Raw genomic sequence first — 11,729 nt, 5'->3', positions numbered from 1 at the left:
TTCATTTGGCAAGAAAAACTCAATCCCGCCCGCGCGACAAGCACACTCGCCTGCAATGATACGGCGATTAGCCCTCTTCGGCCTGCTGGCGATGCCACAGCTGCGCATAGCGGCCATCCTGCTCCAGCAATGCGTCGTGCCGCCCTTGCTCAACAACCTTGCCCTTTTCCAGAACCACAATCAGATCGGCATCTGCAATCGTGCTCAACCGGTGCGCGATGGTCAGAACCGTGCGCCCCTGCCCGGCCCGCATCAAAGCGTCCTGAATTTCATGCTCTGTCTCGCTGTCCAGCGCCGAGGTCGCCTCATCCAGCAGCAGGATCGGCGGGTCTTTCAACAAGGTCCGCGCAATGCCCACCCTCTGTTTCTCGCCGCCTGACAGTTTCAGGCCACGCTCACCCACCGTGGTGTCATAGCCATCGGGCAGGCCGACAATAAAGTCGTGGATCTGCGCGTCTTTTGCAGCCGCTTCGACCTCTTCCTGGCTGGCCCCATCGCGGCCATAGGCAATGTTGTAGCGGATCGTGTCGTTGAACAGCACCGTGTCCTGCGGCACCACCCCGATGGCCTGATGCAGGCTCAACTGGGTCACATCCCGCACGTCCTGCCCGTCGATTTTCACCGCGCCGGATTGCACGTCATAAAACCGGAAGAGCAGCCGCCCAATGGTTGATTTGCCCGATCCGGTAGAACCGACAATCGCAACGGTTTGCCCCGGTTTGGCATCAATGGTCACGCCGCTGAGAATGGTCCGGTCCGGGTCATAGCCAAAAACCACGTTTTCCAATGTGACCTGACCGCCATTGACCTTGAGATCCGGGGCATCGTCGCGGTCCCTGATCTCGGCCGGTTGTTCCAAAAGGCCAAACATCTGGCCCATGTCCACCAAGGCCTGACGGATTTCGCGATACACCGTGCCAAGGAAATTCAACGGCACGGTGATCTGCACCATATAGGCGTTGACCATGACAAAATCGCCCACCGTCAATGTGCCGTTCTGCACGCCAACCGCGGCCAGCACCATGACGCCAACCAGACCGCAGGTGATGATCAGGGATTGACCAAAGTTCAGGAAAGCCAGCGAATAGTTGGTCTTGATCGCGGCAACCTCATAGCCTTCCATTGCCGCATCATAGCGGGCGGCCTCGCGCGCCTCGGCCCCGAAATATTTGACGGTTTCATAATTCAGCAGGCTGTCGATGGCCTTTTGATTGGCATCGGTGTCCTGATCGTTCATCTGGCGTCGCAGCTTTACCCGCCATTCTGTCACGGCAAAGGTGAACCAGACATAAAGGCCGATGGTGACCGCGACGATGGCCAGATACCACGCATCAAACAGGATCGTCAGGATCACCCCGATCAACAGCAGCTCAAGGATCAGCGGCCCGATGGAGAACAGCAAGAACCTGAGCAGGAACTCGACCCCCTTTACGCCCCGCTCAATGATCCGGGACAAGCCGCCGGTCTTGCGGGTGATATGGTAGCGCATGGACAGGCGGTGAATATGGTTGAAGGTCTCTAGCGCCAGCATCCGCAAAGCCCTTTGGGCGACGCGGGCAAAAATCGCATCGCGCAACTGTTGAAAGCCCACGGTCATAAGCCGTGCCATGCCGTAAGCCACCGTCAGACCAATGGCCCCCAGTGCCAGCATCGGCACGCCTTCACCCGCCAGCTTGTCCACTGCCCCTTTGTAGAACAATGGCGTGGCCACCGAGATCAACTTGGACACGACCAGTGCCACCATGGCCCAGACCACCCGGTGTTTGACCCACGGCATATTTGACGGCCACAAATAGGGCGCCACCTTGCGCAGCACCAAAAGCGCCGATTGGCGTTCGGCCTGATCGGCCAGTTCAGCATCACTCAGTAATTTTTTGGGATCGCCGGATTTGGCAGGCGCGACGCGGGCAGTATCAGAAGGCATAGGAGTTCCAGTTCGGGTTCCCCGTTACATAGGCCGCTGATCCGGCAGTTGCCAGTGGTTGCGGTGTTTTCCGGCTTTCATCACCCCACTTGCAGGACAATTCTTCCGATCTGACCCTTTTCGCCAAAGGCCTTTTGTGCCACCCCAATATCCGCAACCGGATGGGTCTCTGGCAACGGAGGGCTGATCTCTTTGCGCTCAATGCGCCCATCAAAATTGACAAACCCATGTACAGGTGGTCCAAGGGCGGCACATTCCAATCTGCCTTGAATACGGGACGCCCCTTCCATGACCGCCACAAAACGCATCGTGCTATCAAGTGACCACTCGGCTATTGATCTGCGCCAAACAATTGCCGCGCATATCACATCGCTTGGGTGGGAGGCCGTGGATATCGGCCCAACAACACCTGAAAGCACTCATTACCCCGATCATGGGGAAGCCGCCGCGCAAAAGGTGGCATCGGGCGATTGTCGCTTCGGGATCATCCTGTGCGGCACGGGTCAAGGGATCATGATGGCGGCCAACAAGGTCAAAGGCGTGCGCTGCGGCGTCTGCTCTGACACCTTCTCGGCCGCGATGATCCGACAGCACAATGACGCCAACATTCTGTCTTTGGGCGCAAGGGTGATCGGCGAAGGGCTGGCGTTGAGCATCGTCGACGCCTTCCTAAGCGCCGAGTTTGAAGGCGGACGCCACGCGATCCGCGTTGACATGATCAAGGCTCTTGAGGCCTAGAACCAACTCTCGCCAGCGCCTGAAGCAGATACCCGGGGCTTTGCCCCGGACCCCAGAGGTTTAAGGGCCAAATGAAGAAAAAGGCGCTCTTGTCTTCATTTGGCCAAAAAACCTCCGGGGGAAGCGCCGCGCAGCGGCGATGGGGGCTGGCCCCCTTTTCCATCAGTCGGGCAGATCAAACACCTGTCCGGGGTAGATTAGATCAGGGTCGCGGATCGCATCGCGATTGGCGTCAAACACCCGCACATAAAGCAACCCGTCACCGTAACGGTCCCGCGCAATGGCCCAAAGCGTTGCACCTTTCTGGACCGTGATCGCTTTGATCGGCCCTTCAAGGTCTTGCGTGGCCTCGGCCAGAACCGTCTGGGATTCACGTTTGAAGGGGGTTTCAAGCCGGTGTGTCACGCTGCCGGATGGGGCAAGCCCGTCAACCCGAAGGGTATAGATGCCCGCCGCGATGCCTTGCACCGTACCGCCCCAACGCCCGTCATCGGCAACCGGGAAATCGGCGATGGCAGCATTGTCCAGATAAGCCCGGATGCTGCGTGTGTCACCCTTTGCCCGGCCCGACAGCAAAACGTCGCCGTTGTCTGCATAGCTGATCGTGTCAAGTGCGACGCTATTGTCGATCACCGGCGTGGCAGGGTTGAGCAATTCAACACCTTCCGAGGTGGATTTGAGCACCGCCACCTGCGCTGGGGCTTCTTCCTTAGGCGTTTCCTCGGCCTTGGGTTCGACCTTTGCTTCGGCTGTCGGTGCAGCCTCTGCCACTTTGGTCTCAGTCGGCTCTGGCACAGTAACTGATGCTACGGGTGCAGCTTCAGCCGTTTCTTCCGATGTTGTTTCTGCGGTGGCGACGGTTGCGGGGGCTGACGCGGCAGGTGCTTCTGATACCTTCGGTGCTTCGGTGGGTTCAGCGTCTGCTGCGGCGACCCCTTTTGCCGGTTCCGCTGTTTCGGTGGGAGCCTCCTGCACCGCCTGCGGGACCGCTGCCGAAGGCGTGGCGCTTTCGCTGCTTTCTTCCCCCGCTTGCGCGACTTGGGGCGCCGGTTGGGTCACGTTTTCTGACGCTACCTGCGCTGTGGGCTCGGGCGTTGCCGGCGTTGCGATCTGCGCTGTCTGTGGCGTCTCACCTGCCTTGGCGGGTGGCTCTGCCGCAGCTGTCACATCCACGGTTTGTGGCGCTGTTGCTTGGGTTCCCGTTTCTGGCGCTTCCGCTTCGGCTTTGGCTTCCGCTACGGCTTTGGCTTCCGCTTCGACTTCGGCTTCGGCGTCCGCTTCGACTTCTGCCACCACCACAGGTGCAGACAGCGGCGCGAGAATGATCTCGCCCTCCGACAAGACCTCAGCCCCGTCGATCACCTGCAACAAGGACAACGCATGCGGCTTTCCGTCAGGCAGGATCATCATCAAGGCCGCAAACTTGCCCGACCCATCAGCCGTGGTTTTGGCAATCTGCACGCCATCTTGAAGGATTTGTACAACTGCACCCGGCACTGCGCGTCCGGCGATCACTGTCATCCCGTCCGCCTCGCGGCGCACTTCGTCAAAGGCTGGCGGCAGGGGGGCTTGGACCACCTCTGGATCTTCCGGGGGGGCTTCGGCTTCGGCTTCTGGCTCTGCTGTGGTTGGGGTCTCCGCGTCCACGTTTACCTCAGGCTCGGAGGCGGTTTCCGGCTTGGACGCGCTTGCGGTTTCGGTCTCCTGCACCACCGGCGCGGGGTCTGGCTCTACCTGTGCAGCGGGTATCACGGCGACGCTGTCCTCGCGGCCAAACTGCACCCATGCCACCACTCCCGCGATGACCACACCGATAACACCCGCCACCGTGACGCCTGACGCGCCACCCAGACCGGCCAAAAACTTGCTCATGACTTTCGTTCCCCCAAGGTTGAGCCTTTCTAGCAAGCAGTCTAACACGGGTCAAAACGCGCCCCCAAAGCGCTGCATTTTTTTTGGCTCAGGAGGCAACATGGCACAGAAATCAGTTTGCGTTTATTGTGGATCGCGCCCCGGCGACGATCCGGCCTATACCGCAGACGCCGAAGGTTTGGGCCGCGGATTGGCCAAATCGGGCCTGCGGCTGGTCTATGGTGCGGGCGATGTCGGGCTTATGGGAAGCGTGGCACGGGCCGCGCAATCGGCGGGTGGAACCACCTTTGGTGTGATCCCCAAACACCTTGTCGACTGGGAGGTCGGAAAGACCGATTTGACCAGTTACGTGGTGACGGAAACCATGCATGAACGCAAAAAGGTGATGTTCATGAACTGTGACGCCGTGGCGGTCTTGCCCGGCGGTGCAGGGTCATTGGACGAGCTGTTCGAGGTGCTGACCTGGCGGCAACTGGGCCTGCATGAGAAACCCGTTTATCTTGTAAATACAAATGGTTACTGGGATCCGCTCATGTCACTTCTGGAGCATGTCGTGGCGCGCGGCTTCGCGGATGCCAGCGTGCTTGGATATATCACGATTTGCGACAGTGCTGCGATTGCATTGGATAAGATTCAAAACGATTTGACCTGACGAAATGGGCATCTCCTCAGGTCTTTTTGGATGCTGCGGCGGGCGGCCTGACCGAGGATTGGCGACCAACTTTCAGTGGCCGGAAAGCCAGTGTCAGGCGCCACCAGTCCAAGTTTCGGCCGGAAAGCCGGGCAGCGGCGCCGACGGACTTGCCGGAACCGCGCTGCGGCTGCCGCCTCCCAAAATGGCCTGCGACAGCCGCTCAAATCAGTGATCTGAACAGATTGCATCATGTGGCGCGTTTGCCACATCTGCTAGGGCCAAAACCGGTCTCCGGCCGCCAGGCCCCTGCCCCGCCACCGGATTGCACAAGCTTAGGCTGCGGCCAACTCCGTGCTCACAATCTTTTCGATCTCGTCAATCGGGTGATTGGTCAGTGTTTTGGGCACTTCGCCGATCACCTTTTGCGTGACCTCCTGATGCAATTCCTGCCGCAATTCTCCCAACGTGTTTGGCGGCGCGACGATCACCAGTTTGTCGAACCGGCCCTTGTGCGCCTGTTTGTAGAGAATATCTGCAAGGTCATGGGCAAACCGGTCCTTGGCCAGTTCATGCCAATCCGTATCATCAACCGCTGAACGATGCACGGAAGGTCCGTCGTTGAACCGTCCTGGCCGATTGGCGGCCTGCTCGCGGTTGGGTGGATTGTCCTGTTCCTCTTCGCGGAAAACTTCGAGAAAAGGATCTTGGCCGTCCGTCTTGTTTTCAAGAAAAAGGGCTTTTTCGCCATCTGCGATCAAAACCCAAGTGCCATTGTCGATCTGGGTCATGCTGCATCTCCATGGTTGCGTTTGTCTTGGCCGGTGACGCGGGTCGCGCCAGCGGGGCGTTCCTTGGCGCGTTTTTCCTCATCCTGCGTCGCCACATCCCGTTGCAAATCTCCGCCGGAGCGGCCTTGCTGGCTGATCCGGGTGGTGTCTCCGAGGATCTTTTCGCTGTCTTTGCTGCCGTCGTTGGAGCGGTGTCGCTCTGCCATGGGGGCCTCCTGTTTGTTGTATTTCCATCTGAAAATCAACGTTTGGGGGGCGGAGTAGTTCCATTGCGAGGTCTGTCTGAACGCTGTTTCTCAAGCCAAAATCATGGACGGAACTCGCCGGGTGGCGCCCGGCTTAGGTCAGGCAAGATCGCCTCGCGGTGACCGACCTGTTGAAGGGTCTAGTTGACGGGAAAGGTAAAGATGCCGGCGGCTTGGCGGATGCAGATGTGCATCGACAGCCAATCTCGAGAGGGGCGCAGCGTGCCGGCCGTGCGGCACGCTGCGCATAACTTAGAAAGGGCTTACAGGCGCGACGCCACGTTTTCCCAGTTCACAAGGTTGTCGAGGAAGTTCGACAGGTAGTCCGGACGCGCATTGCGGAAATCGATGTAGTAGGAATGCTCCCATACGTCACAGCCGAGCAGCGCAGTCTGGCCAAAGCACAGCGGGTTCACGCCATTTTCTGTTTTGGTCACTTTCAAACCACCGTCGGTGTCCTTGACGAGCCATGCCCAGCCAGAGCCGAATTGACCCGCGCCAGCCGCTTTGAATTCGTCTTTCATCTTGTCGACAGAACCAAAGCTTTCGTTGATCGCTTTTTCAAGCTCGCCCGGCATCGCATTGCCATCCGGCCCCATCATTTCCCAGAACTGGTTGTGGTTCCACAGCTGGCTGATGTTGTTGAAGATACCATTCTGCGCAACGGCACCCGCATCATAGGTGCCCTTGATGATCTCTTCGAGCGATTTGCCCTCCCATTCGGTGCCCTCAATGGCTTTGTTGCCGTTCACAACATAAGCATTGTGGTGCTTATCGTGATGAAATTCGAGGGTTTCGGCGCTCATGCCCTTTGAGGCAAGAGCATCGTGTGCATAAGGAAGATCGGGAAGTGAAAAAGCCATGAGGTGGGCCTCCTGATTAGAAATTGCGTCTGCATCACATGGAGTGCCTGAAGGGCATTCGTCAAGGTCCAGTCGTGCAAATGGAGGCTATAGGCGTTATTTCGTCCGTTTCTTGCAAACCCCTGTCGCACGCACACCGGTGTCATAATGGGCCGGTATAGCAGTGACTTCGACCTTGCCCGAACTCTTGCTCAGAGAGGCGCGGTACCGAAAGTTGTTGAAGGTGCGGCCGCTGTCGGCTTTTGCGTTTGTCACCACCCATCTGAGGATCATCCGCTTGCCGTCGTTCCTCAGAACTTTGGTTTCAAGTGGGGCGTTGTTGAAGTGCAGCACCACCCCATCCACAACCTTCACGTCGCCTTGTTCTTCAACGACAAAGGCCATTTTGGGCGTGATCCAGCCATAGGCCTTATCGGTACCCTGCAGGTCGCAGTCATACATATAACCGGGGGATGCCGCCGCAGCTTTCGCAAGGAGAGACATAGCAACGACAGAAAACAAAAAATTCTTCATTACATCATCCTAGTCTACTTGATCTTTTTGCAGGTGCCCGAGGCACTGATCACATTGTCATAACCATGACGTTGCCCGCTCAAAGTGAACTTGTTTAGAGATGTGAATAGCGTGACGCGATAGCTGTTGATGCCTTTGCCGCCGTTTGTCGCCTTGAGGCCTCGCAATTTCCACTTGAAAGTAAAAGACGTGTCAGAGCGTGCGGACCAATCAACTGGAATGGGCGCTTTGTGAAGATGATTGATCATCGAATCAAAGGCCGATCCGACCTTTGCCTCGGTGTCATACGCAAGAATAATCCGCTCAGGCACCCAGCCTCCACTACCAAAATGCTTGGTTTCACAATCGTAGGCTTCAGCCATCGCGCCAATTGGCAAAGCGAGAGCCGTCATGGCGGCAAGGAAAAAACGAGTCATTCATTCATCTTTCAGTTGTGTTTCAAGGTGTGAATATCACTGTACACCTGAGACACAACCCAAAAGTGAAAATGGGCGGCAAATTACCGTTTGGTAATGCCGCCCACTTTCAAATCTATCGCGAAACTGGCATTTTGATTGTCAGAAATGCCCCACTTCCGACCCCGGCTGCGCCGCGATCTTGAGCAGGTCAAACATGTATTGCGCGACGGAGCGGAAACAGATGATCTGAAAGGTTTCCGCGTCGCGCATCCAAAAGGCGGCGGGCACCTGCGCCATCCGGCTGCGGCGGAACATGCCGGGGGTGAAGCTTGCGGGCGTCAGGTCCACGGGGGCCAGTTTGGCCATCACCTCACGGGCATTGGGGCCTTTGACTTCAAACACCGCGCGGGCGTCTGACACATTGGCCACCAACGCATGTTTCCCTGACAGGGCTTCGCTCATGCGGGCCACATGACCGTTCGCCTCTGCATAGGGACACATGACCAGCAATTCATCCGGTGACATCCACGCCAATCCGTTCTCGCCATCCACATGACATTCCCGCACATCGGGAAATTTTGCGCCCGTCAGCTTGGTTGTCAGAGTGCGCAGATAGGCGGCAGACAGATCACCGCGCAGGGTGATCATACCCAGCGGACCCAACTCGCGGATCGCGGCGATGCCATTGGTTTCGCTGGCATTGTTCAGGGCTGTGACGGGCTCAGACATTCTGCTTCTCCCCTTCTTTGTCATAAAATACAGGGTCCACGATACGGGCGTGGTAGGTCTTGCCATCGGTGCCGGGGAAGTCGATGACCTCGCCCATGCGGTCCGGCCCGTTGAGCACCAGACCCATTGCAATGCCGCGGTCCAGATTGGCCGAATGATAGGTCGATGTGACCCGCCCGATCATATTGCGCTGGCCGTTTGCATTGGTGCCTTCGCCCACCGCATAGGCACCATCCGGCAAGGTGCTGCCATCGGTGGTTTCAAGGCCAACCAGCTTCCACCGGGTGGGATCCGCCATATGGCTGCGTTCCTGCGCCCGTTTGCCCAGATAGTCTTCTTTCTTTTTCGACAAGGCCCAGTGCAGGCCCAGATCCTGCGGGATCACGGTGCCGTCGGTCTCGTCCCCGATCATGATAAAGCCCTTTTCAGCGCGCAGAATGTGCAGACATTCGGTGCCATAAGGCATCACGCCCAGATCATTGCCCGCCACCATCAGCGCATCCCAGAAGGCCTGCCCATGGCTGGCATCCACGGCGATCTCGTAAGACAGCTCGCCCGAGAAAGAGATCCGGTAAATCCGGCATTTGAAACCGCCCAATTCACCATCGACCCACTCCATAAAGCCAAGCGCCTCTTTCGAGACATCGGTGCCGCCCAGCTTTTCAAGGCATTTGCGGGCGTTGGGGCCAACGACCGCAACCTGTGCGTATTGTTCGGTCACATTGGCCACATAGACATCCCAATCCCACCATTCGGTTTGCAACCATTCTTCCATGTGACCATGGATGGTTTCCGCGCCGCCGGTGGTTGTGTGGCACAGCCATGTATCCTCATCGATCCGCGCAACCACGCCATCGTCGATCAGAAAACCGTTCTCGCTGCACATCAGGCCGTAGCGGCATTTGCCCGGCTTCAGGGTCGACATCATGTTGGTGTAGAGCATGTCGAGGAATTTGCCCGCGTCCGGCCCTTTGACGATGATCTTGCCAAGGGTGGAGGCATCGAGCAGGCCCATGTTGGTCCGGGTGTTCTTGACCTCGCGGTTGACCGCGTCATGAGTGGTTTCGTTGCCACGTTTGAAGGCATAGGGGCGACGCCACTGGCCGACCGGTTCAAACTCTGCCCCGTTGGCCTCGTGCCAGTCATGCATCGGTGTGCGGCGGATGGGCTGGAACACCGGACCGCGCGCCTCACCGCCGATGGAGGCCATCGAAATCGGGTGATAGGGCGGGCGGAACGTGGTGGTGCCAACCGTAGGGATATCCGCGTCCAGCGCCCCGGCCAACGTAGCCAAGCCGTTGATGTTACTCAGCTTACCTTGATCCGTCGCCATGCCCAAGGTGGTATAGCGCTTGGCGTGTTCGACTGAAACGAAGCCTTCTTGGGCGGCCAGACGCACGTCCGACACTTTCACGTCGTTCTGATAATCAAGCCATGTCTTTTCACGCAGTTTGACGTTTGCGCCCTGCGGCATCAGCCATACAGGGGCCATCGGCGCCTCTTCACGGCGTTCGGCGCTTGGGGCAGCTGCATCCTTGGGCAGTTTGAAGCCAAGGCTGGTGACAACGCCATCGGCCGCCGCATGAGCATCACAGAGCACATCATCAAGCGGGAACATGCCCGATGCCGCGCCTGCCGGGGTCACAAAACCCATGCCGTCTGCGCCTTTAGGCGGGTTGTCCAGATCGGGGCTAAAGCAGGCCTGCGTCGTGTCCCAGCGCAGTTTGCCGCCACAATGGGACCACAGGTGCACCACCGGAGACCAGCCGCCAGACATGGCCACGGCATCACAGGCGATCTCTTCCAGCACAGCGCCTTCGCCCGCTTGCGAACAAACGCTCACGCCTGTGACCCGCTTGCCGCCTTTGACGGAGGCAATCGCGTGGCCCATCATCACCCGTATACCCAAAGCCTTGGCCTGCGCCATCAGCATGCTGTCTTGCGGCAGCACCCGCGCATCGAGGATCGCGGGCACATCAAGCCCCGCATGTTTTAGCGCAATCGCGGTAAGATAGGCATTGTCATTGTTGGTCACGACCACGGTGCGATCGCCAATCGACACGCCCCAGTTGACCACATAGTCGCGCACAGCAGCGGCCAGCATCACGCCGGGAATGTCATTGCCCGCAAAGCTGAGCGGGCGTTCAATCGCGCCGGTTGCGGTGATCACATGACCGGCGCGGATGCGCCACAGGCGGTGACGCGGGCCGGCTTTTTGTGGCGCGTGGTCCGTCAGGCGTTCATAGCCGAGCACATAACCGTGGTCATAAACCCCTGCCCCCATGGTGCGGCTGCGCATCTGCACATTCTCCATGCCCTGCAATTCTGCAACCAGGTCATCGACAAATTCCGCGGCGGGTTTGCCGTCAACCGTACCGCCATCCACTGGCGCACGTCCGCCCCAATGTTCGGTCTGTTCCAGAAGCAGCACCTTGGCACCACTGAGGCCGGCGGTTCGCGCGGCCTCAAGCCCGGCCACACCGCCACCAATCACCAGAACATCACAGAAGGCATAGAAATGCTCATAGGTGTCCACGTCGGTGTTTTTGGGCGCTTTGCCCAGACCGGCGGAATGTCGGATGATCGGCTCGTAGACATGTTTCCACGCGGCGCGAGGGTACATGAACATCTTGTAGTAGAAACCTGCTGGCAAAAACCGGCTGAGGTGCTTGTTGATCGCGCCAACGTCAAATTCAAGGCTGGGCCAGTGGTTCTGGCTGGTTGCCTCAAGCCCCTCGAAAATCTCGGTGGTGGTGACACGCTGGTTCGGCTCAAATTTGCCCTCGGACCCCAGATTGACCAGACCGTTGGGTTCTTCTGCGCCGGAAGCGACCACGCCGCGCGGGCGGTGGTATTTGAACGAACGGCCCATCAACATCTGGTCGTTGGCCAACAAGGCTGAGGCCAGCGTATCGCCCTCATAACCGCGCATCTGTTTGCCGTTGAAGGAAAAATTGACCGGTTTGTCAGTGTTCAGCAGGCGGCCACCTGTGGCAAGTCTTGTGCTCATGAGCGGGGCTCCTTG

At 58.5% G+C, this 11,729-nt stretch carries 11 protein-coding genes; 2 read left to right on the top strand and 9 right to left on the bottom strand.

The window, feature by feature from the left end:
- Positions 1-67 precede the first annotated feature (67 nt).
- On the bottom strand, positions 68-1,924 hold the full coding sequence (locus JNX03_RS01900) for an ABCB family ABC transporter ATP-binding protein/permease (protein WP_203210783.1): 1,857 nt from the start codon (positions 1,922-1,924) through the stop codon (positions 68-70).
- 288 nt (positions 1,925-2,212) lie between these two features.
- Here JNX03_RS01900 and rpiB point away from each other — a divergent pair, with 288 nt between their 5' ends.
- A complete protein-coding gene (rpiB, locus tag JNX03_RS01895; protein WP_203210782.1) occupies positions 2,213-2,662 on the top strand; it encodes a ribose 5-phosphate isomerase B in 450 nt (149 codons plus the stop codon).
- Positions 2,663-2,824: 162 nt separating this feature from the next.
- On the opposite strand, the gene JNX03_RS01890 is transcribed toward rpiB, so the two are convergent.
- The gene (locus tag JNX03_RS01890; RefSeq protein ID WP_203210781.1) at positions 2,825-4,534 is read right to left on the bottom strand and encodes a LysM peptidoglycan-binding domain-containing protein; all 1,710 of its coding nucleotides are present in this window, start codon (positions 4,532-4,534) and stop codon (positions 2,825-2,827) included.
- Positions 4,535-4,634: 100 nt separating this feature from the next.
- Here JNX03_RS01890 and JNX03_RS01885 point away from each other — a divergent pair, with 100 nt between their 5' ends.
- Positions 4,635-5,186 carry a TIGR00730 family Rossman fold protein gene (locus tag JNX03_RS01885; protein ID WP_203210780.1) on the top strand — a complete coding sequence of 184 codons (552 nt, stop codon included), beginning with the start codon at positions 4,635-4,637 and terminating at the stop codon, positions 5,184-5,186.
- Positions 5,187-5,500: 314 nt separating this feature from the next.
- Here the strand turns inward: JNX03_RS01885 and JNX03_RS01880 are convergent, their stop codons facing one another.
- The 7 genes from JNX03_RS01880 to JNX03_RS01850 all read right to left on the bottom strand — a co-directional run bounded on the left by JNX03_RS01880 (position 5,501) and on the right by JNX03_RS01850 (position 11,714).
- A complete protein-coding gene (locus JNX03_RS01880) occupies positions 5,501-5,956 on the bottom strand; it encodes a host attachment family protein (protein WP_203210779.1) in 456 nt (151 codons plus the stop codon).
- Positions 5,953-6,162, bottom strand: coding sequence for a hypothetical protein (locus JNX03_RS01875; RefSeq protein ID WP_203210778.1), 210 nt, complete (start codon positions 6,160-6,162; stop codon positions 5,953-5,955). The genes JNX03_RS01880 and JNX03_RS01875 overlap by 4 nt, the downstream gene beginning before the upstream one ends.
- Positions 6,163-6,464: 302 nt before the next feature.
- On the bottom strand, positions 6,465-7,064 hold the full coding sequence (locus JNX03_RS01870) for a superoxide dismutase (protein WP_203210777.1): 600 nt from the start codon (positions 7,062-7,064) through the stop codon (positions 6,465-6,467).
- A gap of 96 nt (positions 7,065-7,160) precedes the next feature.
- Entirely contained in the window at positions 7,161-7,577 is a 417-nt protein-coding gene (locus JNX03_RS01865) for a hypothetical protein (protein ID WP_203240779.1), read from the bottom strand.
- Between the two features lie 14 nt (positions 7,578-7,591).
- Positions 7,592-7,993 carry a hypothetical protein gene (locus tag JNX03_RS01860; protein WP_203210775.1) on the bottom strand — a complete coding sequence of 134 codons (402 nt, stop codon included), beginning with the start codon at positions 7,991-7,993 and terminating at the stop codon, positions 7,592-7,594.
- A gap of 141 nt (positions 7,994-8,134) precedes the next feature.
- Positions 8,135-8,704 (bottom strand): sarcosine oxidase subunit gamma, encoded by a 570-nt coding sequence (locus tag JNX03_RS01855; protein WP_203210774.1) that lies wholly within the window; start codon positions 8,702-8,704, stop codon positions 8,135-8,137.
- A complete protein-coding gene (locus JNX03_RS01850) occupies positions 8,697-11,714 on the bottom strand; it encodes a sarcosine oxidase subunit alpha family protein (protein ID WP_203210773.1) in 3,018 nt (1,005 codons plus the stop codon). Before JNX03_RS01850 ends, JNX03_RS01855 begins: the two co-directional genes overlap by 8 nt.
- Between the last annotated feature and the right edge of the window lie 15 nt (positions 11,715-11,729).

Source organism: Sulfitobacter mediterraneus (genome assembly GCF_016801775.1).
GTDB classification, from domain to species: domain Bacteria; phylum Pseudomonadota; class Alphaproteobacteria; order Rhodobacterales; family Rhodobacteraceae; genus Sulfitobacter; species Sulfitobacter mediterraneus_A.
Note: the sequence above shows the minus strand (reverse complement) of the source record. Positions and strands in the feature narration are given on the sequence as shown.